A 25,478-nucleotide genomic window follows, 5' to 3' on the forward strand; every position below is an offset into this window, starting at 1 on the left:
TAGTAAGCGATAGCGCGCTAGATTATATAAAAAATAAACTGTGAAGTAGAGTCGTACGTTCTCTACTTACACAGTTTATTTTACACTCCCTTCGTTCCAGGCTTTTTAAATTAAATTTCTTTCAAAATGTTATAAATAGCTTCTGTGCTTTCAGCGTTGATTAATTTTTCTCTTGTTTCATCATCCATAAGTGTACGTGACAGTCTTTGTAATAGCTTCAAGTGTGTATCACTACTATCATTTGGTACAGCAATTAAGAAGATGATTTTAGGTTGTGTTTCATCTAAGCTTTCCCATTCAACACCATGTTTGTTTTTCAGAACAGCTACGACAGGCTGTTTGACAACATTTGATTTAGCATGCGGGATGGCTACATTCATACCGATTGCTGTTGTTGATTCTGATTCGCGTTTCAATACAGCTTCTTTTAACATTTCTTCATCGTCTATAAAGTTGTGATGTTTTAAATTGTGAATCAGTTTATCTATTGCGTCATCTCGAGACATCTCAGCGTCTTCTATCGTAATGACTTTTTCATGAAAGACTTGTTCTGATTCTGTCTGAGTTTCATCATTTGAACTTGATGTTTCTTTTTGATCGTTATCATCTTCATCTAATCCCATAAATGATGTTGTGATACCGCTATTAGATGATTCCATTTCAGGTGTTGCAACTGTTGCTTCTTTTTTCTTTAATAAAAGTGTAACAAGCATTGTAACACTACTTCCGATGATGACAGCAATAAAGAACCATAGTATTTTATCGATACCACCAAGTACAGCTACAATCGGACCACCATGTGCAACTCTATCGCCAACGCCACCTATAGCTGCGATCGCTGCTGCAACCATTGCACCAATCATATTTGCAGGAATAATACGTAATGGGTCTTGTGCGGCGAATGGAATAGCACCTTCAGTAATACCAAATAAGCCCATCGTAAATGATGCTTTACCCATTTCAATTTCACCTTTATTAAATTTACGTCTATTGATAAAAGTAGCAAGACCTAAACCAATTGGTGGTGTACATACAGCTACTGCAACCATACCCATAACGGCATAGTTTCCTTCAGCAATTAAAGCTGATCCGAATAAGAAAGCAACTTTGTTTACTGGACCACCCATATCGAATGCAATCATAGCTCCGATAATAAGCGCTAAGATAATACTATTTGTACCTTGCATACCTTTTAACCATGTTGTTAAGCCTTCAAAAATACTCGCAATCGGTGCACCAATAACAAATATGAAAATAAGTCCTACAATAATTGAAGAAATAATAGGAATAATGATAATTGGCATAATCGGTGCCATTGCTTTAGGAATTTTAATGTTTTTAATCCATTTTGCAATATAACCTGCTAAGAAACCAGCGACAATACCACCTAAGAATCCTGCACCAGCTTCACTTCCGTAAAAGCTACCATCAGCAGCAATTGCGCCACCAATCATACCTGGTACTAAACCTGGTTTATCAGCAATACTAACTGCAATGTAACCAGCTAGAATTGGGACCATAAAGCTAAATGCTAAACTACCGATATTTTCAATAGATTTCCAGAATGAATCATCAGGAATTTTAAGGCCTTCAGGTGTTGTATGCCCACCTAAAGTTAAAGCAATGGCCATTAATAAACCACCGACTACGATAAATGGCACCATGAATGAAACACCATTCATTAAATGTTGGTAGACCATTTGTAGACCGCTTTTTTGATCTTCGTCATCATCTGTTTGTTTATTGCCACCTTTTTCATGATGGATATGCGCATCTTGATCGATGATGCGTTGAATTAATAATTTAGGGTTGTGAATACCTTCTCTAACACTTTCGTTAATTAATCGTTTCCCGTCAAATCTTGATAAATCAACTTGTCTGTCAGCAGCGATAATAATACCGTCTGCTTCTCTAATTTCTTTTGATGTCAGAACATTTTCTGCACCGACACCACCTTGTGTTTCTACTTTAATATCTATGCCCATTTCTTTTGCGGCTTGTTCTAATTTTTCTTGAGCCATATAAGTATGTGCAATCCCGTTTGGACAAGATGTAATTGCTAATATTTTCATAACGTCAGCTCCTTCTTAATTCAATTGTAAACGCATTCACTAAAGCATAAAAAAGAATAATTGCCGTTAGTAGTGGCAATTATTCTTTAAAACGTTCAATGATATATTGTTTGAATGGTTCATCTTCTAGTTTTAGTAAATGCGTAACATTTTGTTCTGTTAATGTAGCAACACTGTGTATGATTTTCTTCATTACTTGTTTATCTTTGTCTGCAATAGATAAGAAAAATACTAAATGAACTTTATGCTGTTTCCATGATATATCTTGTCGGAGTCTAAACATTAATACATGTGACTTAAATACTTTAGTAGGGTCGCCATGTGGAATAGCAATGCCATTTCCAATATAAGTTGATGAGAACTTCTCCCTTTCTAACGCACTTTCAATATACCCACTTGATATTGCATGTTGTTGATTAAGCAAATATTCTGCATGTTGGAATATATCAACAGTAGAATGTATGTCTGTTTCGATCGGTACTGATAGAAAGTCGATAGGCAATAATGCATCGTTGTTTAAAACAGGGTTTTGCTTCTGATTTAAAATGGTTTGAAATTTATGTGCATCTTCTTCTGAAAATAACGGCGATACTTGAACAACTTGTACATTACTAGGTAGATGTGTCAAGTCAATGTCGTGTGTTGTAACAAGTATATCTGTGTTAGTGAATGGGTATGTTGAAACATCTTCAAGTTTAATCGTATCCGTAATATTAATTTTATGGTTTAATTTTTGAATTTTTGCTTCTAATAAGCTTGAAATCCCAAGTCCGTAATAACAAGTAATGACAACATTAAATTGATCTTGTACATTACGATCTATTGATGATTGAAAATGCAATGCTAAAAATGCTATCTCATCTTCACTTAAATTGAGTTGTGCATCTTCTTCAAGTAAATGAACCGTTTCATATAAAGCGTTGAACACAAACGGGTATTGCTGTTTAATATCCTCTGTAAGCGGATTGTTAATATAAACGTTCTTAACAATGCGCAAATATGTTCTGCTGAAATGTGAATAAACATTTTCACGAAGTACAGCATCTTGCATAAAATCTATACCGACTTTGGCATTCATTTGATAAATTAAACGTTCAATATAACTTTGAATAAATATTTGTTTGAAGCCTAGGTCATATTTGTCAAAATAATAGCTAATAAAAAATGAAAATAGCTTCGCTGTTTCATCGCTTAAAGTGTATTTAAGCTGTCTATTAATATCTTCTATAATTGCCCGAGAAATGGCCAATGCCTCTTGATTAATATCCCATTGTTCAGTTGTATCGTGGATTCTTTTGAAAATAATGATCAGGTGTACGAGCAACTGTTTAATATGCACTTTTGAAGTTTGAATATGGTGATGCTCTAAGTGTTGTTCCATAATATGCATCATTAATTCGCTATGCGCTTTTGGAATTTCATTAAAAATAAAGTCCTCTACTTTAACATTGTTTGTAGAGAGCTGGTTTAAATGAAGAATAGCATTGCGAATATCCATTTCATTGCCACTTACCGTTACGCCTTTTCTTTTAACAAGGTTAATTGCAACGTCATAAGACTCACACCAAGCTTGAATTTGATTTAAATGATCGATGAGTTCATTCTTCGTTAAAGCATAGTCATCAGATAATTGCTCAAGCGTAACAGATTGTTTATACATTAATAATTGATAAGCCATCTTGATGAGCGTTTGACCGTTCTTTTCCGTATATTGATTCAGAATGGTTTCTATCTCTTCAGTTTGATACAACTCGTGATTTAATTGATAACCACGCCCTTTAATACTGATAATGACATCTTTAATTTCACTATTAATATATTTAATATCGCTTCTTACAGTTCTATTTGAAACATTCAAATAGTCAGCTATTTCAGTCCCGTTTAAATAACTATCACGATTTAAAAGTAATAGTTTCATTAATTTCACATGTCTTTCTAACAATAATCCCACCACATTTCAAGTCCACATTTAGATTCATATTATATTGTAAGCGTTTAATGAATGCGTGACAAATAAATGATTAGATACTCACTCAAGTATTCATGCGCTATAAACAGAATGCATGTATTATATCTTTCGACATATTATACTGAACTTAGATATTAAATATAAATTTTGAAGGTGACATAAATGGTTGAACATATATATTTAGATGAAACGGATATTCCATTAACACATTTTGAAGACGAAACTGTAGATGGGTTATATAAAGTAACGATTGAATTTAATGTAACGAGCGAAGCGTATCACGATATTGCTGTTTTGTTATATAGAGGGCATTTTGATGTTGAAGTTCCGGCTAAAAATAAGCAATTTAAAGGTGAAATCTACAATTATTCAACGTCTTTAACAAATTTATATGAGGAAAATCAAGTTGCGGTGTACCGTCTTGTCCTTATAGAAATACCTGAGGAACAAAAAGGATGAACAATATGAAGTTAAGTATACTTGATCAATCACCGATTGCACCTGGTCAAACAGCACATGATGCTTTTAAAGATTCGTTGGCATTAGCACAATTAGGAGAGGCTTTAGGTTATGAAAGGTATTGGCTAACTGAACATCACGGTTTGTCTAACCTTGCAAGCTCAGCACCAGAAGTATTACTTTCTTATATTGGTGCGCATACAAACCATATAAGAATTGGCGCAGGTGCCATATTATTACCACACTATAGACCTTATAAAGTTGCAGAACAGTTTAATACTCTGGCTACGTTATTTCCAAATAGAGTAGATTTAGGTATAGGTAGAGCACCCGGTGGCTCAGCGGAAGCAACTAATGCATTATCGACGCAGTTTTTAAAGCAAGTGTGGGCTTTACCAGAACTGTTAGAAGAATTATTGATGTTCTTGGAAGGGCAATTTCCTTTAAATCACGAATATCATAAAGTAAACGTGTTACCTCAACCTGATGTACCACCAATACCTTGGTTATTAGGAACAAGTGAGAAAAGTGCTTTACTTGCTGCTAAAAATGGCATGCCATATGTGTTCGGTGCTTTTATGAGTGATCAAGATGGTCGTGCAATTGTTGATCGTTACCGTGAACACTTTGAACAAAGAAATCAAGAAACGCCTAAAGTGATTGTTACGGTATCTGTTATATGTGCAGAGACTAATCAAGAAGCTGAAACACTTGCGATAGAAAGTTTAATACCTAAAGCGCAAGGTGAAGATAAAAAGGAAAAAGTACAAACATTTGATGCGTTAAGTGACCGAGAAAAAGAAATGCTTTATGATATGAAAGACAATATGATCATAGGTGATGTCGAAACCGTTCAATCAAGACTTCAAGCGATTCAAGCAGAATATCAATGTGATGAAATCATGGTTAGTACAAATACAATAACGCATGAGGATAGAATGCAATCTTATGGATTATTAGCACAAATATAATTACTTGTTTCAGAACTCAAATATGTTATTAAAGGGTGATTTCGTATGATTTTATTAATAGGAAAAATCATCATCTCAGTCGGTCTCATAGTCGGTTCAATTATAGAAGAAACAATAAGAGCTAAACGAAAAAAACAGTCTAGAACGAAATAGGGTTCTAGACTGTTTTTTGTTAATTGCAAATATCATGATTTCACATGTTTATTTATTTCGGATACGAGTGCTTGTACGCCTTTATATTCTAAATGCACGCCGTCATATGCGAAGTATTCTGAATGGTCTTTTGCTTTTTGATACCAATTGACTAATTGAACATTCTTATGTGAATCTGCTGCTTTCGAAAGTTTTTCGTTGACACTTTGTTCCCAATCTCTTGGTACGTGTGTGTTAACGACGTAAACATGGGCATTACCGAACATTTTAATGAGCTTCGTCAAATCATCATATGAAAAATCGCCATTCGTTCCAAGTTCAAGTACTACTTGTTGATTAGCTTTGTTAAATGTACTGTATTTCTCTTGAACGAGTGGAATAGCATCATTTAAATTACGGCCGACTTTACAATCTATTATTGCATCTGGATATGCTTTATGTATTTCTTCGCCGATATCAACCATGACGGAATCACCGATAAATAACATCTTTTCTTGATGTTTCCCTTTATGATTAATGGTTTGTTCGCTATTAACATTAATTTTAGGAATAGGTAATATCAAACTATTCCTATCATCGTGATTTGAAACTTTAAACGTCGTCTTGGCATGATGATGTTGCGTTTGTTGTAAATAATCAAAATGTCCTGAAAGTATTGTTAACGTAAGACCAACTAATACTAAAGTAATGCTACTTTTAGCAATGAGTGATTTTAATTGAGCTTTTCCAGGTTTAAAATAGGCTAACCCTCGTACTCTAATGGGTACTTCAACATAGCGATATGAACATTCAGCTAACAGTAACGTTAATATGATTTCAATCAATATCATGTAAAAGGGGATTTGCCCTTGAACGAAATGCTTATTGGTAAATGTTATGACAGGATAATGCCATAAATATAAACTATAGGATCTCTGTCCAATCCATAACAATAATCGATTACCTAATGCTTTAGATAATAACGTACTAGGATGAACGGCACTCGCAATGGCAGGTAAAGAACTTAAAGATATAAGATGAATACCACCAAAGTATAACCAATTGTCATTGGATGAAACAGTCAACATAAAATAAATTAATAGCGCAATTGAAATACAACCTATCGTTTCGATTCCAATCTTTAACGGCGTTATAATTTGCTGTTTCAATCTAAAAGGCGGCCATATGTATGCTAGTAATACACCTAATAACAAAGTTTGTAATCTAGTGTCTGTTCCAAAATACACTCTTGAATTATCAACATTCGGTTCAGCAATTAAAATCATTAACAATAATGAAATAAGAGAAGATATAAATACAACTAAAACGAAATGTCTTTTCAACTTTTTAATGCGAAGTAAAATCATTAATAAAATTGGCCAAAATACGTAAAATTGTTCCTCAATTGCTAAACTCCATAAATGTTTAAGTGGCATCACTTTAAAGCTATCAAAGTAACTAACATGATGAAAAATATACCACCAATTGGATACATAAAATAAAGCAGCAAACGTATCTTGTTTCACATTTTTAATAATACTCGGTTCAAATAATAGCGTATATATGAGTACAATACTTAATAAAAATAAGACTGCCGGCAGTAACCTTTTAATACGTTTCTTCCAAAAATGTAAGAGGTCAATCGTGCCTGTATGTTGATATTCATGGATTAATAAGCTCGTGATTAAATAGCCAGAAATGATAAAAAAAGTATCCACACCTAAAAAACCACCCGATAACCACTTAGGATTAAGGTGATAAATGATGATAGCTATAACCGCAATTGCACGTAAGCCATCTAAACCATATAAATAACGAATTGAGTGTGACTTTATCTCTTTCATTTGACCATTCATTTCACATTGACTCCTCAATAAATTGTAAAAATTTCCAATAAGAAATATTGTACCATAATTTACCAAAGATATACAAAAAAGGATAGTAGATAGAAGGAGGCTAACGATCAAGAGTCGAAAACAAGATCGTTAGCCGGCAAAATAAATAAAAAACTGGACCATATCAATCATGGTCCAGTCTTATATTATAAATCCACTTAACACATTCGTTTCAATAACTCAGTTTTAATAATATTTTGTGCTTCTTTGTAATTCTCTGCAGTATGTTCCTGTGCATTGACAATAAGTAAGTCGATTAATTCAGAATCACTTTTTTGACTAACTTCATCTTCGAATTGGAAAATGTTTTCCTCTGTTTCCCTATGGCTCGCGTTTGGCTTAATAATTTGATAGTAATTATCAGCGCCTAATCCACCTTCTTCAATCATAACTGAAATCTCTGAAGATCTTTGTTCATTCTGTCGGTTCACTTTTATAAGATTTTTACCTTCAACAGTCATTTGAAAAACCTCCTTGATTACTCATAATGAATATCCAAAATTCAAAGCAAGAGACAAATACCTATTTAACATTAGTGTATTATTACACAATAGAAATTACAACTAGAAAGCTCAAATAAAAATTTTTAATGTATTATTACAACACATAGTATGACCAGAACACCTTATGATTTACTTTTACACAATATTAATTTAGAATTGGTATATAAAGAATTAAGATATCTCTTAAAGAAAGTTGCAATTCTTTCAGACCTTTATATTTATGTATACCCAATTCATGAATATAATACATCTTAAATTTTAGAAAGGTGATCAAAATGGATAATAACCAACCAAAAGACGTTATTCTCATTGGTGCTGGTATTTTAAGTACGACATTTGGTTCTTTTTTGAAAAATATTGAACCAGATTGGAATATTAAGTTATTCGAAAGATTAGAACAACCAGCAATTGAAAGTTCAAATGAAAAAAATAATGCTGGTACAGGTCATGCTGCGCTATGCGAATTAAACTACACAGTTGAGCAAGAGGACGGTTCAATTGATGTTGAAAGAGCGAAAGAAATTAACGAGCAATTCGAAATTTCTAAGCAATTTTGGTCATACTTAGTTAAGAGTAAAGCTATCGAGAATCCTCAAGAATTCATTAGACCATTACCACACATCAGTTTCGTAATGGGTATTCGAAATGTAGATTTCTTAAAACGTCGTTATGATGCATTAAAATCTCTACCAATGTTTGAAGGCTTAACTTATACAGAAGATCATAAAGTATTAGCTGAGTGGATGCCTTTAATGATGAAAGGTCGTAATTCAAACGAACCACTTGCAGCAAGTAAAATTGACGAAGGTACAGATGTTAACTTCGGTGAATTAACACGTAAATTAGTTAAAAATATCGAAAAACACGAAAATGCACAAGTTCATTTCCGTCATGAAGTAGTAGACTTTAAACAACTTTCTAATAGTAAATGGGAAGTTAAAGTTCGTAATTTAGAAACTGGTAAAGTAGAAACGCATGTTGCTGATTATATCTTTATCGGTGCAGGCGGACATGCCATTCCATTACTACAAAAAACAAAAATTCCTGAAAGTAGACATCTTGGAGGATTCCCAATTAGTGGTGCATTCTTAGTATGTAACAACCCTAAAGTTGTAAGTGAACATAATGCCAAAGTTTATGGTAAAGAGCCACCTGGCACACCACCAATGACTGTACCTCACTTAGACAGACGTTATATTCAAGGAAAAGAAAGTTTACTATTTGGTCCATTCGCAGCAATCGGTCCGAAATTCTTGAAAAACGGATCTAACTTAGATTTATTTAAATCTATTAATACAAGTAATGTTGTGACAATGTTATCTTCAGGTGTTAAAAACTTATCACTTGTAAAATATTCAATTCAACAAGTATTACAACGTAAAGAAGATCGTATGAAAGAATTGCGTCGATTTGTACCAGATGCAAAAGACGAAGATTGGGATATTCATATCGCTGGTAAACGTGTACAAGTTATTAAAGATACAGAAGAACATGGCCGTGGATTTATTCAATTCGGTACAGAAGTTGTAAATTCAGAAGACCATACTGTAATTGCTTTATTAGGTGAATCACCAGGAGCATCAACATCAGTATCTGTAGCTTTAGAAGTAATCGAGAAGAACTTCCCTCAATATATGGATAAATGGGAATCTAAAATTAAAGAAATCATCCCTTCATATGGTGAATCTTTAATCGAAGATACTGCTTTATTGAAGAAAACTCGTAAACAAACAGCAGAAGCTTTAGAATTAAATAAATAGTGTTGAACCACAGAAGCCATTCCGTTAAGTCGGAATGGCTTTTTTTATGTTTTCTTTTTGTAGTGTGATTCATTCATCATCTTCCTTCTAATTAATTGCTTGTGTATTATTGTTTCATTTATCAAACAATAATATTTCAAATTATTTTAGTGTGAGATGTGATATTTTCCCTTGGTGATTGGTATTTCAATGTTGTTGTATATACGATGCATGAGTAATTTAATGACCATAATATTTTATTGATATAATGAAGTTTTTTGTATACGTAATGATTTTCAGGGTATACGTATGTTCTGAACGAGCGATAATTATTTTAAAAAATATTACAACTACAGTATGTGAGGAGGTACTAAGTGTTAGTTGTAATTATTTCGAATTTGTAATTAAAAAGATATTGTCGTATACCTTTTTACTTTTCTTTCATATTTACACTATGTTATATTTACTAATGTAAGGGCTTACATTTTATTGGGGAGGTCTTTTATGGAATGATTGTAATTATGAATGATAGGGGATAATCGTATGCAAATTATTTCGTTCGAAGATTTGAAAGACATTGTCAAAAGTGGAGATGTTATTTCACTGGCAGCATTATCAGTGAGTAATTTACCAGTGAGTGTCTTAAAACATTTGGTTAAAGCTCATGATGAATATGGAAATCTTAATGATTTAACTTTTATGGTTGCGAATGATATTAGTGATTATCGTGGTGATGGTTATGATTTAGATTCATTTGTGAGTAGAGGTATGGTTAAAAGGCTCATTATGAGTATTATCATTGGTTCACCTAAAACGATAGAAGCGATAAAGAATAATGATGTAGAAGCATATTTTGTACCGCAAGGATTGTTAGCTACACATTATCGTAATTCGTTAGCCAAATTTCCAGATATGATTTCTAAAATAGGTTTACACACTTCCGTGGATCCTAGATTTGAAGGCGGAAAAGTCAATGATGTGACTAAGGAAGATATCGTTTCTTTATTAGAAATTAATAATGAGGAATATTTACAATATAAATTTCCTAAAGTTGATATTGCATTGCTTCGTGGTACATACGCTGATAGCGAGGGGAACATTTATATGCATCATGAAGCACATTTGGGAGAAGGCTATGGTGCTGCTTTAGCGGCGCATCAAAATGGTGGAAAAGTTATTGTACAAGTTAAAGAAATTGTACAACATGGTAGCTTTAAGCCAACAGAAGTCTTTATTCCTGGAGAGCTTGTGGATTATGTATGTGTAAATGATGACCCAAAACATCATAGACAAACCATTCAAAATTATTATGACCCAGCTATTTCGGGTGAATATAAAGTACTTAGTATGCCTGAACCAATTAATGAATTGAGTACACGTAAAGTGATTTTACGACGTGCTGCCCAATTTTTAAATGTAGGTAATGTTGTGAGTATAGGGTTTGGCATTAACAATGAATTATCGAATTTATTGGTTGAGGAAAAAGCTGAAGATTTAGTTCAGCTGAATATAGATACGGGTGTATTTGGTGGAATGATAGGAAGTGGTCAAAACTTCGGATTAAATTACAATTTAGATGCGAAGATGCGACATGAAATGACATGGGACTTTATTTATAGCGGAGGCATAGATGTAGCTTATTTAAGCTTTGCTGAAGTGGATCAGTTTGGTAATGTCAATGTTTCAAAATATGGCGATAGAATGAATGGTTGTGGAGGATTCATAGATATTAGTCAAACGGTCCAAAAAATTATTTTCTCAGGAACAATGGTAGTAGGAAGTAAGGCTACTTGGAATGATAAAGGTTTAGTAATTGAAAAAGAAGGTCTTGCTCAGAAATTTGTTGAACAAGTACATAATATGGACTTCAATGCATCATATGCTAAAACGTTAAATCAAGAAGTCTATTATGTAACGGAACGCGCTGTATTCCAATTAACCGATGAAGGTGTCAAATTAATTGAAATTGCAGCTGGATTAGATTTAGAGAAAGATATTCTATCCAATATAGCATTTCAACCGATAATTGCTGAAGAACTTAAAGTAACGGATCAGCAAATTTATCAAGAAAATTGGGGAGGATTGCAACAACGTATTAAAGACAATGGTTCAAACTATTAAGGGGGTAGTTTAATATGAATTACGATTGGATTAAAACGAGAGCGCAATATGACGAAGAAAAGGCAGCAGTTACCGATCCACTAAAAGGAACAGAATGGACTTATCAAGATTTAAATATTCGTGCTGAGAACTTGGCCAACCATCTTGAAGAACAAGGCATAAAAAAGGGAGATGTCGTTGGGATATTTGCACCTAATGATGTAGCGGTGATTGACTTACTATTCGCTTCATTTAAGATTGGCGCAGTATACTTCCCAATGAACTGGAGACTCAAACCGAACGAAATTGAAAGTGTTATTGAAGATTCAGGTGTGAAGTTTATATTCTATGCAAATCGTCATTTAAGTAGTTTACAAGGGATTGCAGATGACTATTTACACATGGATATCGATTCACCTGAATATGATGAACTTGTAAATCCTAAAAATCATAAACCATTCAAGACAGTAGATGTAGGTCGTGATGATTTAGCGGCATTAATGTACACAAGTGGTACAACAGGATTACCAAAGGGTGTCATGTTCACTTATGATTCATTCACATCGAATGCGATTAATACGATACTCACTTATAAAGTGAATTCAGGATTTTCATCTATTATTTCGTTACCGATGTTCCATGTATTTGGGTTTAATGATTTAGTCATTCCGTTATTGATGGCAGGTGGTTCACTCGTATTACATCGTTACTTCGAAGGTGAACAACTCAATGATCTAATGGCTAAATACAAACCGAATTACTTATCGCTTATTCCAACAATGTATTACGCCATGTTAGTAGCACCTAACTTTGATGTGAAGAACTTTGACAATATTGATTTTCTTATTCAAGGTGGTTCAGCACCGTTACCTGGTGTTCAGAAAAAATTTGCAAGCATGGGGTTAAATATTATTAATGGTTATGGCTTAACAGAAGCACCATTAGCGATGATAAATACACCTACTAATTCACTTAAAAAGCCAATGAGTATAGGGAAGCCTGTCATGTACGTAGAATCAAGATTATTTGATGAAGATTTCAATGACGTACCTGTAGGTGAAATTGGTGAATTAGCGATTAAAGGTAAACAAGTTACACCAGGTTATTGGCAAAAACAAGAAGAAACGGATAAATCTTTCCATGATGGCTATTTCTTAACAGGTGATTTAGCACGTATAGATGAAGATGGCGATATATTTATCGTAGATAGAAAAAAAGAACTGATTATTACAGGTGGAGAGAACGTCTTGCCATCTGAAGTTGAAATCGTTCTAGCTGGTCATCCACTCGTCGCACAATGTGTCGTCGTAGGTTATGAAAATGAAAAATTTGGAGAAACTGTAGCGGCTGCTGTGTTACTGAATGAACAAGACCCAGATTTCGTAGAGAAATTAGATGCTTATATGCGTGAGAACTTAGCGAGTTATAAAGTACCTAAAAATTATCTATCCGTGACGAAAATGCCATTAACTTCAACTGCTAAACCAGACAAGTTAGAAGTGAAAGAAATGATGAAGAGAAAGTTTCAACAATAAACAAAGATGACGCTAACATGAATACTAAATTTTTTTAGAGAAATATGTAAGCGCTTTAATAATATTTGGAGGTCATTTATATGTCAACAAAATTAGAAACGTTAAAAGCATTATTCCCAGAGGATGTATTGAATATTTCGAAACAATTAACAGATGGTGAAGTCAAGTTCTTAAAGCAACTTGATGATTTATTAGAAGAAAAATATCGTCCAACGATCAACGAACATTGGGTGAATGCGACAGTGCCAGAAGACTTCTTCGATGATATGGGTAAACTCAACTATTTCCAAAATCCATTATTATTTGAAGGGCGTGAAGGTGCTAAGACACCTAGTCAATTATTCCAATTTTTCATGTCTTATGTCGTAGCACGATTCGATGTATCTTTAGTGACATTATTAGGTGTCCATCAAGGATTAGGACATAATTCATTCTTATTCGGTGGTAGTAAAGAACAAGTTGCATACTATATCCCTAAATTACAATCACATGAACTAAGAACATGCTTTGCGTTAACTGAACCAGAACATGGATCAGATGTTGCAGGTGGTCTTGAAACAACTGCAAAACGTGAAGGAGATAAATGGATTTTAAATGGTGAAAAGAAATGGATAGGCGGCGCAAATTTAGCGGATGTTATTCCAGTATATGCTGTTGATGTTGAAACAGGTAAACCTAAAGGCTTTATTGTTAGACCAGAACAAGCAGGTGTAGATATTGAAGTGATTGAAAATAAAATTGCTTTAAGAATCATCCCAAATACAATTATTAAATTAGACAATGTAGAAGTTGAAGAAGATCAAAGACTTCAAAATATAAATGGTTTTAAAGATATTGCGAAAGTACTTTATTCTACACGTGCAGGTGTTGCTTATATGGCAACGGGTGCTTTAGCAGGTGCTTTACGCGCAACACTTGATTATGTAACAGAACGTAAACAGTTCGGTAAAGAAATTAGTAAATATCAACTAATCCAAGAGAAATTAGCAATGATGCAAGGGAATTTAGCACACTCAATGTCTATATGTGCTCAACTTGCTAGAATGCAAGAAAATGGTGAATATGACGAAGTTGCCACTTCAACTGCTAAGATGATGAACTCGCTTAGATTAAGAGAATCTGTCGCAATGGGTCGAGGTATCACAGGTGGTAACGGTATTTTAGCTGAATATGATATTGCGAGATTCTTCTCAGATGCAGAAGCAGTATACACATACGAAGGTACACACGAAATCAATGCACTGTTAATTGGACGTGCATTAACTGGAGATTCAGCATTTATTTAAGCTAACTGAGCAAGATGAAACACACTCAGAATATATGAATTTGGAGGACTTTTTATGACGATAAGTAAAGCGACCGTTCTAGGTGCAGGTACAATGGGTAGCCAAATTGCTGCACTATTAGTGAATGCAGGTTTAAAAGTAAAATTATTAGATATAGTAATCGATGAAAAAGACCCGAATAAAATTTCTAAAAAAGCATATGATGTGATTACAGATGCTAAAAGACCTTTATTATTCGATTTAGAATTTGCATCTAATTTATCTTACGGTAATTTCCAAGATGATTTAACAGGTGAAGATGATGCAGATATTTATATTGAAGCGGTTAAAGAAGAATTAGATATTAAACATCAAGTTTGGAAGCAAGTTACTCAAGTTGCGAAAGATAATGCGATATTCGCGACGAATACTTCAGGTATTCCAATTGAAGCAATATCTAAAGCATTTAACGATCAAGATAAAGAAAGATTTTTAGGATTACATTTCTTTAATCCACCTCGCATTATGAAACTTGTAGAGGTCATTCCGAATCGTAATACGTCAGATGCGATCGTTGAAAGAACACAAATATTCGCTGAAGAAGTACTTGGTAAAGGGGTTGTCGTTGCGAATGACGTGCCTGGATTTGTAGCGAACAGAGTTGGTACACAAACGATGAATGACATTATGTATCGTGGCGAAGAACAAGGGTTTTCAATTATTGAAGTAGATGCTTTAACAGGTAGAGCAATTGGTAGACCGAGTACCGGAACATATGGTTTATCTGACTTAGTTGGTTTAGATATAGCCGTTACCGTTACGAGAGGACTCCAACAAGTGCCTGAAGAGCAACCTTATTTCAAAGATACTAAAGTTGCCGATACACTTGTTAAAAATGGCTCGTTAGGTAGAAAAACGAAACAAGGTTTCTATAAAAAAGATAAAAAGACAAGACTCGTTTACGATATAGAAAGCGATACGTACGTACAACCTGAACCGCCTAAATTCGAAATTCTTACTAAATTTAGTAAAGACTTAAAATCTAATTTAGATGTTATTTTTAATGCTGAAGATGATGCAGGTAAATTCTTATGGGAAACATTAAGAAATAATTTCTACTATTCAGCGATTAATGTGCCTAAAGCTGCATCTGACTTTAAAGATGTAGACCGTGCGCTTGTATGGGGATTTAACTGGAAAAAAGGACCGTTCCTACTTTGGGACTTAATGGGCTTTGACCGTGTTAAAGATAGAATGAAACAAGAACTCGGTGAATTACCTGAATGGATCGAACAACAAAGCGGTGGCTTCTATAAAGAAGGTGAATCAATAGACCGTGTTACACCGACATCAGCTTTTATTGACCGTGAAGTTTGGAATAGAGAAGATTCTAATTTATCAGTAGCAAACAAAGATCAATTATTACTCAAAATTCAAAGTAAAAATAATATTATATCTGATGGCTTTGCGAACGACTTAATAGAATCGATTGATTTATTAGAACAAGAAGACTATACAAGCATGGTTATATATGCAGATGGTAATAATTTTAGTGTCGGTGCAAACTTGTTCTTAATGAAACAAGCACATGAAAGTCAGAAAGTAGATGAATTAGTAGGTCCGGCAATTGATAAATTACATGAAAGTTTCGGCAGAATGAAATATTCACTTAAACCTATCGTAACTGCAGTTCATGGTAGAGCTTTAGGTGGCGGTTGTGAAGTTGTCTTACATTCACCATTTATCGTTGCTGCGAGTGAAACATACATTGGATTAGTTGAAACTGGTGTAGGTCTATTACCTTCAGGTGGTGGATTAGCAGAGTTTGCAGATAGAGTACTTAGAACAAATCATAAAAATGATGATAAACAAGCATCGATTACGAAAGTATTAATGAATGTAGGTTTAGCTAAAGTATCTACAAATGCATACGAAGCTAAGAGATATGGTTATTTAAGAGATATCGATACAATCATTTTCAACAAAGAAAGACGTGTTGAAGTTGCTTTAAATAAAGCGAGATATGAATCTGAAGCGAACTATATTCCTAAACCTAAAGCTCAATATCCAGCGCTAGGCAGAGATTTTAAAGCTTTAGCACAATCTGAACTAGATGCGCAAAGAATTGGTCACTTCATTAGTGATTATGACTACGAAATTACTTTAAAAGTTGCACATATACTTGCAGGTGGAGATTTACCTCGTAATACGTATATTAATCAGCGATATATTCAAAAGCTTGAACGAGAAGGCTTTTTATCTCTACTCAAAAATGAAAAAACATATGATCGTATTACGCATATGTTAGAAAAAGGTAAACCATTACGTAACTAATGAAGTGTTGAATAAGAGAGGATGGATATCAATGCAAGAGGCATATATAGTAGCATACGGACGTTCTGCAGCAGGTAAAGCTAAACCAGGTGGTGCATTATTTCATGAAAGACCTGATGAAGTTGCAGCTCAAGTATTAAAAGGTGTACTCAATCGTGTAGGTGGTACATTTGATGGTAGTATGGTTCAAGATGTTATCGTGGGGAACTCTTTTCCTGAAGGATTACAAGGTCAAAATATCGCGCGTTCAATAGCATTACTTGCTGGATTACCAAATGAAGTGCCTGGACAAACTGTTAATCGTTATTGTTCTTCAGGCTTGCAAACCATTGCGATAGCAGCGAATGAAATTATGTCTGAGCAGGCAGATGTGCTTGTAGCAGGTGGCGTTGAATTAATGAGTGCCGTACCAATGGGTGGTAATGAGCCAACAAATAATCCAGAGTTACAAGAAGCGGATACAGGTGTTTCTTACCCTATGGGACTAACTGCAGAAATGGTTGCTGAAGAATATAAAGTTTCAAGAGAAGAACAAGATGCTTATGCAGTTGAAAGTCATAAAAGAGCATCAGAAGCACAAAAATCAGGTAAGTTTGAAGATGAAATTATACCGATCGAAGTGCATAAAGTTAAATACGATGAGAACGGTCCAAATGTAACGAAAGAAACATTTAAACAAGATGAACTCATTCGTCCAGAAACAGATTTAGAGACTTTATCTAAATTAAGAACAGTATTTAAGGCTGACGGTACAGTTACAGCAGGTACATCGGCTCCACTTACAGACGGAGCAGGATTTGTTGTATTGATGTCAGGTGACAAAGTAAAAGAATTAGGCGTTAAACCAATTGCTAAATTTGTAGGATTTAAAGCAGTAGGTGTAGATCCTAAATTAATGGGCATAGGACCAGCTTATGCAATACCAGAAGTATTAGAATTAACGAATTTATCAGTAGATGATATCGATTTAGTAGAACTCAATGAAGCATTCGCATCACAAACAGTAGCATCTATTAACGAAGCAGGATTAGATATTAATAAGACAAACGTTAACGGTGGTGCAATAGCACTCGGACACCCACTCGGTGCAACAGGTGCTATGTTAACAGGTAAACTGTTGTCAGAAATGAGTAAACGCCCAGACTCCAAATACGGTATGGTAACAATGTGTATCGGCGTAGGAATGGGAGCAGCAGGCATATTTGAATACGTAAGATAATATATGTAAAGCATTCGATCATACGGTCGAATGCTTTTTTGTTGGTGTGAGGGGTGAGTAAAATATGTGAAATCGGCGAAGATGTTAGTTAAAGTTGTAATAAACACACGAGATCGCTGAAGATGTGAGTTAAAGGCGTAGTAAACTCACATCTCTTCATATCTCACCTCAAACAAAAAAGACGAGACATACATTTTGTCTCGTCCTCCAATCACTGCTTTTCCTATGATTGTTGATGATATTTTTCTTTTTCAGCTTCTCTTAATTCAACGCGGCGTATTTTGCCTGAGTTTGTTTTAGGTAGCTCGGATACAAATTCGATTGCTCTTGGATATTTATATGGTGCGACGTCACTTTTTACGTAAGTTTGTAATTCTTTGACGAGTGCGTCGTCGCCTACGATATCATTTTGTAAGATGACAAATGCTTTGACAATATTACCTCTGATTTCATCTGGGCTTGCGACAACTGCGCATTCTTGTACTTTCGGATGTTTTGTGAGTGAATCTTCTACTTCAAACGGTCCGATTGTATATCCTGAACTAATGATAATGTCATCTTCTCTACCTTTAAACCAGAAGTAGCCATCTTCGTCTAAACTTGCGCGGTCTCCAGTTACATAATAGTTTCCGCGTTTTGATTTTTCGGTACGTTCTTCGTCTTTAAAGTAGCCTTGGAATAATGATGGTGAATCTAATGATACGGCAATGTCTCCTGTCGCACCGTTAGTTATTGGGTCGCCATCTTCGTCTATTACAGTAACATGACTACCTGGTATTGCTTTACCCATGGCGCCTGGTCTACTTTCTGTATCTTTTAAAAATGCGATGAGTAATGTATTCTCAGTTTGGCCATATCCATCTCTTACTTTAATGTTAAAGTTATGATTGAATTGTTCGATGACTTCTTTATTTAATGGTTCACCAGCTGATACCGCACTGTGTAAATCTTTTAATGTATAGTCTGAAAGATTAGGTAGTTTAGCCATTAATCGGTATTCAGTAGGTGTACAACATAATGCGTTAATTTGATGTTTTTCGAGTAAGTCCAAATATTTAGCAGCATTAAATTTGCCGTTATAGACAAATGCGATGGCGCCAGATCCTAATATAGATAGGAATGGACTCCAAATCCATTTTTGCCATCCTGGTGCTGCAGTTGCCCATACAGTATCTTGGTCTGTAATACTTAACCAATGTTTTGGCGCTGTTTGGATGTGCGCAAATCCCCATCCATGTGTATGTATAACAGCTTTTGGTAATCCAGTTGTACCAGATGTATATGATAATATTGCGATATCATCACGTTTTGTTTCATCAACTGTAAGTTCTGAGCTTGCAGTTTGTATTTCTTCATCGATAGAAATCCAATCTTGTTGTTTAGAGCCTACAATAAATTTAGTGAGTTGATCATATTCTTGAATATTATCAAATTCGCCTGTACATTGATCAATGACTACGACTGCATTGACTTCACCGTGTGTAATGCGATGTTGTAAGTCTTTAGTTCTTAACATTTCTGAACTTGGAATGATAATAAGGCCAAGTTTGAGTGCAGCAATGTATACTTCATATGTTTTTATTGAGCGTGGCATCATTATAAGTACTTTGTCGCCTTTTTGAAGGCCTTGTGCTTTAAAGATGTTGCCCACTTTATTTGAATTTTGGATGAGTTTAGCATACGTAATTGTTTGTACGTTGCCATCGACATCTTCGAATATTATGGCTTCTTTCGTTTCATCTGCTGCATGTCTTTCGATTTCATTAACAATATTGTATGTTTCTGGTGCTATTAAGTCTGATCTATTCATGTTAACCTCCTCATTTTGTTTAATATATTGTTTTATTTTAACAGTGAATAATCATTAATACGAATAAATGAAACTATAGAATATTTTAAATAGTCAAACTATTGACATTTGCTAAAAATAAATATATGTTATTAAAGTATATAAAAAATTCATAGCATCTAAACTTTAGCAAGTGGCTAATCGATATTGGCTAATTGAAAAAGTAAAAACGGTGCAATGACTCACGATTAAAAATTTCAAAAAGATTACATATAAATAATAAGGAAGCAATTAAAATAACGGTAAGCGTTAGTTTGATTGAAGCCGACAATTAAAGCAAATCTGCACGAGAGGTTTGTTTTAAATTGTCGGCTTTTTTTATTGCTTTTAACAGAAAAGGAGCAACCGACATGACAGGTTTATTAGTATTATTTTTTATTTCAATTGGATTAGCGCTTATAAGTAGCATCATATATTTAGTACCAAAAGTGGCAAAGACATATATTAATGTTCACTTAGTAATCGCATTTATACCAGTGCTTATCGCATTAATTGGCTTGTGTATGACAAGCGGAAATACATATATAGGATTTTGGCATTTAGATAAATTGTCATGGTTGCTCGCACTCTTTATTTTGAGCATTGGTCTTATTATTCAAAGGTTTTCCGTACGCTATTTAGATGGAGATGCTCAGTATCGTAAATATTTTTCATTATTTACTTTTCTGACGGTGTTTGCTTCAGTTGCTTGGTTAAGTAATGATTTAAGATTAATGGCGATATTATGGGGGTTAACGTTATTTTGTTTAACGCGTTTAATCGGTTTAAACAAACAATGGCATATTACAAAACGTTTAGCGAAAAGTACTAGCGTGATCTTTATCGTTAGTTGGATTGCTTTAGTAATCGCGATTTTGCTGACATACAATATAACGGGTGAATGGCAACAGTCTACTATTTTTAGTAATGGTCATCTTGACCAATTTGATTCATGGCAAGGTGTGGTTATTCAGTTGATGTTAGTGATATCGGTCATCATTCCAGCAGCTCAGTGGCCATTTCATAGATGGTTAATAGAATCTGTAGCGGCGCCAACACCAGTTTCAGCGATTATGCATGCCGGTATTGTAAATGTAGGTGGCGTCATTTTAACGAGATTTGCACCGATTTTTACAAATGAATGGATAATTGGGTTACTTATCATTATCGCAACGATTTCAGTATTGATGGGAGCGGGCATTAGTTTAGTACATGTGGATTACAAAAGGCAGTTAGTAGGTTCAACGATTGGACAAATGGGCTTTATGCTTATCCAATGTGCTTTAGGTGTTTATTCAGCAGCTATCGTTCATCTTATGTTACATGGATTATTTAAAGCGACATTATTTTTACGTTCTGGTTCTGCTGTAAGAACTTTTGATATGCCTTCAAGAATGAATGAAAGTGTGTCATATATATGGGTTCTAGTTGGTCGATTATTATCAATTATGATTGGTATTATCTTTTGGCTTATGGATCCGACAAGTAGTTACCAAATCATCAGTGCGCTTATTTTAGCTTGGTCATTGTCTGTTTCATGGACGCAACTGGTCGCATATGGTGAGGGTAAGTTAGGTAGAATCATTGGATTATTAGCACTATTAATTGTTGGTTTATCCTACTTTGGTGTACATCATTTATTCCATGATTTGTTACATCAATACGCAACAAATGTGAACCATACACCTATATTTGCAGTCATTATCATGATTGTATTGCTTTTAATAGGAAGTGCACTGAACTTGTGGGTTGCAAGAAATCATTCATCAAAAATCGTCACGATTATATATTTATGGATTGTACATTTAGGTGAATCGAAAGTGCAAAATATTGAAACACATCCACGCTATTTGAAAAATCATACGTTTAAAGGAGGTTATCAACATGACGCAAACAATTGAATTACAAAATGACATCACATATTCAATTAAAGAGGCGAGTCGTGTCATAACACCACTTTCTCCTATTAATATATTTGCAGCGAGACATCCTTGGGCAGGTTTAGAAGATCGTACTTTTGAAGATGTTGCGAGATGGTTTCAAAAGGTACAGGATGTCGATTTGTATCCGAACGAAAGTTTATTATTTGCTGCAATTGAAAATGGAGAAATTAAACAGGAATATATAGAAGAACGATTATCGGCATGGCTATCGAACGATAATACGCCATTAAACAAAGTGATGTTAAGAGAATACGCTGAAAGCATATTGTTTAATAGAACTCACAAAGTAAATCTTACTGAACAAGATCAACAACAATTAAGAACCTCATTAGAAAATGTTGCACTAAATAAACAACAAGATGATGACATTATTTTAAGTACGCGTATTGAACAATATTCTGGACAGACGTATTTAGATAAGTTGAATGCACAAGTGATTAAGTGGAGTAAATTATATCTTGATGATAATCAATCAGGATGGGCAATCCATAAAGATGGTAAAGGTTTCTATAAAAACTGGAAGAGGTTAGCTCATTTGGATCCTGCTTTATCGAAGGCAGAAAGGCATAAAATAAAAATGCTACCATCAACATCTATTGAAACAATAGAAAGTTGTTTAGACAAACTTGGTATATCAGAAGCACAAGTACAATCATATCTTGAAATACACTTGTTGGCTTTACCAGGATGGGCAGGTATGATGCTTTGGAAAGACGAACGTTTAAACTTGCTGACGGATTTTTTAGCTATAAGATTGGCTTTGGAATGGACATTGATGAGTGAGCATGCTCAAGAACAACAACATACTGACCATGACATTTCTCTAGTGCTATCTTGGTTTAAAACTGGCATTTTAACGTTGGAAAATTGGTTCGCATTATCTCAAGGTGAACGAGAAGACTATATAGCATTTGCACATCAATTTGATCGTATTACACAACATAAATTATTGCTTGAAGCTTGGGAAGATACATATGCGTCACAATTACAAAGTGAAATTCAATCTCATATCCATCATGAAGATGATAAAGCACCTGTAGAGGCACAGCTCGCTTTTTGTATTGATACGCGTTCGGAACCTTTTAGAAGACAATTAGAAATGGAAGGTCCTTTCGAAACGATTGGCATTGCAGGATTCTTTGGATTACCAATTGAAAAGTGTGAACTCGGACATCAACATACACATAATGCTTTACCAGTAATGAATAAACCGCAACATAAGATTTATGAATACGAAGATGCACATCAATCCAATCATTACGTTGAAAAGAAAAAAAGTATTTCGTCAATATTTTATACATTTAAAAAAATGAAACAAAATGTATTACCAAGTCTGTTGCTTCCAGAACTAACAGGTTCATGGCTAAGTGTACAAACGATTGCGAGAAGCTTTATGCCTAAACGTACGGGATATTTGGTCAATCGATTTAATAAAAATCTTATGAATAAACCGGAAACGAAACTTTCTATAGATCATGCACCCAATCGGTTTGGTGATTTACCTATTGGGTTTACGAAACAAGAACAGCTTACTTACGCACGAGAAGCATTGGAATTAATGGATTTAACGGAAGATTTTGCGCCGTTAGTGGTCATATGCGGACACGGTAGTCATAGTGCAAACAATCCTTATGCAGCTTCATTAGATTGTGGTGCATGTGGTGGTTCAGCGAGTGGTTTCAATGCGAAAGTATTAGCTACTTTGTGTAATTTGCCTGAAGTTAGAGAAAGTCTCAAAAGCTATCACATTATAATTCCGGAAGATACAATCTTTGTTGCTGCTGAACATAGCACGACAACTGATCAATTAGAATGGCTATATGTGCCACAACTTTCAAATCAAGCTGAGCGCGCATTAGAAAAATTAAAACTAGCTTTGCCTAAAGCTGGGCATCAAGCAAATCGTTTAAGACTTAAAGATATTCCAGGTATGGAACATTCAAACGAACAATCGACAACTAAAGCAGAACAGTTGGCAAGTGACTGGAGTGAAATTCGACCAGAATGGGGATTAGCTAGAAATGCAACATTTGTAATTGGTAAGAGAACATTAACAGAGCAATCACAATTAAATGGTCGCGCGTTCTTGCATAATTATGACTGGACGAAAGATCATGATGGTGAAATTTTAAATACAATTTTAAGTGGGCCGGCGACAGTTGCTCAATGGATTAACTTACAATATTATGCTTCAACAGTTGCACCTTACTATTACGGAAGCGGCAATAAAATCACCCAGACGGTGACGAGTGGCATTGGTGTTATGCAAGGAAACGGTAGTGATTTACTGACAGGTTTACCTTGGCAATCAGTTATGAAAGCTGATGGGGAATATTATCATGCACCGATTCGATTATTAGTTGTGATACAAGCGCCGAATGATTACATTCGTAAACTACTCAAAGAAAATACTGCGCTTAACACGAAAGTTAAAAATGATTGGTTAATGCTATCAAGTATAGATGAAAATGGTGAATGGCATAAATGGTAAATAAATGAGCAGGAAAACAATTTATGTCCAGGACTCGAGAGGATGTATAATATGAATGATGAAAAAAATATACTCATACTATCTGATTTAAATACACATCTAGAAAGCCAACTTGTAGAATCTTTAAATTTCAACCCAAATCATGTGATGTCGATACAAAGCTTTCAGGCAGAAATTGCGCATGCATATGGTGATGTGATGCGGTCTATTATTATCGCGATTTACGAATATGATATAGAGAATGTTTATATCATTAGAAAGTCAGACGATAAACAAGTGATCGCATTACCTGAAAGTGTCAAAAGTCATACAGAAAAAATTAAAACACTTGATTACTTATTTGAAAATTGTAAGCCTGAGTTTAGTAGTGACAATATTCATGAATGGTTAAATGGTGAAAGTGATATTCATCAAAGTATTAAACAAAGCATTCATCAAGTGTCTAATCATCCACTAATACCATCTGGTATTACAATAAACGGTATGACCATCAATCAAAATAATATTGAAACAATTGCTGAACATTTAACATAAAGCAAAATTAGCATTAAGGAGAGACAAATATGGAAATGACTAAAGGAGCATGTGAATCAAAAATTAGTAAAGCCATTACACAATGGGAAAAAGAATATCTAGGTAGAGGCTCTCTATCTGTTAAGACAGATATTTTAAGAGATATGATTATTGTTGATTTACAAGGTGTCCTTACACCTGCAGAATATAGCGTATGTGAAACACAAGAAGGTTTATTGAGTATAAAACGTACACGTTCAAAATTAGTAGAATCAGATATGGAACATTTATACCAAATGATATTTGATATTACCCAACAAGACGTCAAAAGTTTCCATACAGATTTAAGTTCACGTACAGGTGAACGTATGATGATTTTTAAAATGCATCATAATATAGAAGAACTTTTTAATTAATAATTGCCAGAAATCGATAATGAAAACCCTTTAAAAATAAAAAATAGAAAGATAATCATAATTTTAATAAAATTTAATTAAAAATTTACATTAG

The 25,478-nt window shown here is 34.3% G+C and carries 17 protein-coding genes; 12 read left to right on the forward strand and 5 right to left on the reverse strand.

What is annotated here, in order from left to right:
* Nucleotides 1-110 precede the first annotated feature (110 nt).
* Together LQ693_RS06125 and LQ693_RS06130 are read right to left on the reverse strand one after the other, a co-directional pair.
* On the reverse strand, nt 111-2,072 hold the full coding sequence (locus LQ693_RS06125) for a fructose-specific PTS transporter subunit EIIC (RefSeq protein ID WP_070369348.1): 1,962 nt from the start codon (nt 2,070-2,072) through the stop codon (nt 111-113).
* A 79-nt stretch (nt 2,073-2,151) separates the two neighbouring features.
* The gene (locus tag LQ693_RS06130) at nt 2,152-4,014 is read right to left on the reverse strand and encodes a BglG family transcription antiterminator (RefSeq protein ID WP_239703109.1); all 1,863 of its coding nucleotides are present in this window, start codon (nt 4,012-4,014) and stop codon (nt 2,152-2,154) included.
* A 189-nt stretch (nt 4,015-4,203) separates the two neighbouring features.
* On the opposite strand from LQ693_RS06130, the gene LQ693_RS06135 reads away from it, so the two are divergent.
* Both LQ693_RS06135 and LQ693_RS06140 read left to right on the forward strand, forming a co-directional pair.
* A complete protein-coding gene (locus LQ693_RS06135) occupies nt 4,204-4,500 on the forward strand; it encodes a DUF3219 family protein (protein ID WP_025907599.1) in 297 nt (98 codons plus the stop codon).
* A gap of 5 nt (nt 4,501-4,505) precedes the next feature.
* Nucleotides 4,506-5,471, forward strand: coding sequence for an LLM class flavin-dependent oxidoreductase (locus LQ693_RS06140; protein ID WP_103361684.1), 966 nt, complete (start codon nt 4,506-4,508; stop codon nt 5,469-5,471).
* Nucleotides 5,472-5,656: 185 nt separating this feature from the next.
* Here LQ693_RS06140 and LQ693_RS06145 read toward each other — a convergent pair whose 3' ends face one another.
* Entirely contained in the window at nt 5,657-7,459 is a 1,803-nt protein-coding gene (locus tag LQ693_RS06145) for an acyltransferase family protein (protein ID WP_107617791.1), read from the reverse strand.
* A 197-nt stretch (nt 7,460-7,656) separates the two neighbouring features.
* Nucleotides 7,657-7,959, reverse strand: a complete 303-nt coding sequence (locus LQ693_RS06150) for a hypothetical protein (RefSeq protein ID WP_025907628.1) — start codon at nt 7,957-7,959, stop codon at nt 7,657-7,659.
* Nucleotides 7,960-8,276: 317 nt separating this feature from the next.
* Here LQ693_RS06150 and mqo point away from each other — a divergent pair, with 317 nt between their 5' ends.
* From mqo to LQ693_RS06180, 6 genes are all read left to right on the forward strand, one after another.
* Complete coding sequence (gene mqo, locus LQ693_RS06155) at nt 8,277-9,761, forward strand: malate dehydrogenase (quinone) (RefSeq protein ID WP_025907630.1); 1,485 nt, start codon at nt 8,277-8,279, stop codon at nt 9,759-9,761.
* A 522-nt stretch (nt 9,762-10,283) separates the two neighbouring features.
* Nucleotides 10,284-11,861: a fatty acid degradation protein FadX gene (gene fadX, locus LQ693_RS06160; protein ID WP_204166967.1), complete on the forward strand. Its 1,578-nt coding sequence runs from the start codon at nt 10,284-10,286 to the stop codon at nt 11,859-11,861.
* A 14-nt stretch (nt 11,862-11,875) separates the two neighbouring features.
* On the forward strand, nt 11,876-13,375 hold the full coding sequence (gene fadD / locus LQ693_RS06165; protein ID WP_107509281.1) for a long-chain-fatty-acid--CoA ligase FadD: 1,500 nt from the start codon (nt 11,876-11,878) through the stop codon (nt 13,373-13,375).
* A gap of 80 nt (nt 13,376-13,455) precedes the next feature.
* Nucleotides 13,456-14,661: an acyl-CoA dehydrogenase FadE gene (gene fadE / locus LQ693_RS06170; RefSeq protein WP_025907634.1), complete on the forward strand. Its 1,206-nt coding sequence runs from the start codon at nt 13,456-13,458 to the stop codon at nt 14,659-14,661.
* 54 nt (nt 14,662-14,715) lie between these two features.
* The gene (gene fadB, locus LQ693_RS06175; protein ID WP_239703110.1) at nt 14,716-16,974 is read left to right on the forward strand and encodes a 3-hydroxyacyl-CoA dehydrogenase/crotonase FadB; all 2,259 of its coding nucleotides are present in this window, start codon (nt 14,716-14,718) and stop codon (nt 16,972-16,974) included.
* A gap of 31 nt (nt 16,975-17,005) precedes the next feature.
* A complete protein-coding gene (locus tag LQ693_RS06180) occupies nt 17,006-18,193 on the forward strand; it encodes a thiolase family protein (protein ID WP_049320473.1) in 1,188 nt (395 codons plus the stop codon).
* A gap of 223 nt (nt 18,194-18,416) precedes the next feature.
* Here the strand turns inward: LQ693_RS06180 and mbcS are convergent, their stop codons facing one another.
* A complete protein-coding gene (mbcS, locus tag LQ693_RS06185) occupies nt 18,417-20,003 on the reverse strand; it encodes an acyl-CoA synthetase MbcS (RefSeq protein ID WP_107572884.1) in 1,587 nt (528 codons plus the stop codon).
* Between the two features lie 389 nt (nt 20,004-20,392).
* Here mbcS and LQ693_RS06190 point away from each other — a divergent pair, with 389 nt between their 5' ends.
* Genes LQ693_RS06190 through LQ693_RS06205 form a run of 4 tightly spaced genes read left to right on the forward strand, consistent with a single transcriptional unit; the run spans nt 20,393 to nt 25,384 of the window.
* A complete protein-coding gene (locus LQ693_RS06190; RefSeq protein WP_025907231.1) occupies nt 20,393-21,922 on the forward strand; it encodes an NADH dehydrogenase subunit 5 in 1,530 nt (509 codons plus the stop codon).
* Nucleotides 21,906-24,455: a DUF2309 domain-containing protein gene (locus LQ693_RS06195; protein WP_107572885.1), complete on the forward strand. Its 2,550-nt coding sequence runs from the start codon at nt 21,906-21,908 to the stop codon at nt 24,453-24,455. Before LQ693_RS06190 ends, LQ693_RS06195 begins: the two co-directional genes overlap by 17 nt.
* A 51-nt stretch (nt 24,456-24,506) precedes the next feature.
* Nucleotides 24,507-24,989 carry a carbonic anhydrase gene (locus LQ693_RS06200; RefSeq protein WP_025907235.1) on the forward strand — a complete coding sequence of 161 codons (483 nt, stop codon included), beginning with the start codon at nt 24,507-24,509 and terminating at the stop codon, nt 24,987-24,989.
* A 29-nt stretch (nt 24,990-25,018) separates the two neighbouring features.
* Complete coding sequence (locus LQ693_RS06205) at nt 25,019-25,384, forward strand: Na-translocating system protein MpsC family protein (protein WP_025907236.1); 366 nt, start codon at nt 25,019-25,021, stop codon at nt 25,382-25,384.
* Nucleotides 25,385-25,478 lie beyond the last annotated feature (94 nt).

The sequence above is a fragment of the Mammaliicoccus sp. B-M6 genome (assembly GCF_022386965.1).
Classification (GTDB): Bacteria; Bacillota; Bacilli; order Staphylococcales; family Staphylococcaceae; genus Mammaliicoccus; species Mammaliicoccus sciuri_A.

Bases quoted from the DNA above. Each gene is read 5' to 3' on its own strand.
- LQ693_RS06125 (WP_070369348.1), bottom strand. From the start codon at position 2,072: ATGAAAATATTAGCAATTACATCTTGTCCAAACGGGATTGCACATACT.
- mqo (WP_025907630.1), top strand. From the start codon at position 8,277: ATGGATAATAACCAACCAAAAGACGTTATTCTCATTGGTGCTGGTATT.
- LQ693_RS06180 (WP_049320473.1), top strand. From the start codon at position 17,006: ATGCAAGAGGCATATATAGTAGCATACGGACGTTCTGCAGCAGGTAAA.
- LQ693_RS06190 (WP_025907231.1), top strand. From the start codon at position 20,393: ATGACAGGTTTATTAGTATTATTTTTTATTTCAATTGGATTAGCGCTT.
- LQ693_RS06150 (WP_025907628.1), bottom strand. From the start codon at position 7,959: ATGACTGTTGAAGGTAAAAATCTTATAAAAGTGAACCGACAGAATGAA.
- LQ693_RS06135 (WP_025907599.1), top strand. From the start codon at position 4,204: ATGGTTGAACATATATATTTAGATGAAACGGATATTCCATTAACACAT.
- LQ693_RS06200 (WP_025907235.1), top strand. From the start codon at position 24,507: ATGAATGATGAAAAAAATATACTCATACTATCTGATTTAAATACACAT.
- LQ693_RS06140 (WP_103361684.1), top strand. From the start codon at position 4,506: ATGAAGTTAAGTATACTTGATCAATCACCGATTGCACCTGGTCAAACA.
- fadE (WP_025907634.1), top strand. From the start codon at position 13,456: ATGTCAACAAAATTAGAAACGTTAAAAGCATTATTCCCAGAGGATGTA.
- LQ693_RS06195 (WP_107572885.1), top strand. From the start codon at position 21,906: ATGACGCAAACAATTGAATTACAAAATGACATCACATATTCAATTAAA.
- fadB (WP_239703110.1), top strand. From the start codon at position 14,716: ATGACGATAAGTAAAGCGACCGTTCTAGGTGCAGGTACAATGGGTAGC.
- fadD (WP_107509281.1), top strand. From the start codon at position 11,876: ATGAATTACGATTGGATTAAAACGAGAGCGCAATATGACGAAGAAAAG.
- LQ693_RS06205 (WP_025907236.1), top strand. From the start codon at position 25,019: ATGGAAATGACTAAAGGAGCATGTGAATCAAAAATTAGTAAAGCCATT.
- mbcS (WP_107572884.1), bottom strand. From the start codon at position 20,003: ATGAATAGATCAGACTTAATAGCACCAGAAACATACAATATTGTTAAT.
- LQ693_RS06145 (WP_107617791.1), bottom strand. From the start codon at position 7,459: ATGAATGGTCAAATGAAAGAGATAAAGTCACACTCAATTCGTTATTTA.
- fadX (WP_204166967.1), top strand. From the start codon at position 10,284: ATGCAAATTATTTCGTTCGAAGATTTGAAAGACATTGTCAAAAGTGGA.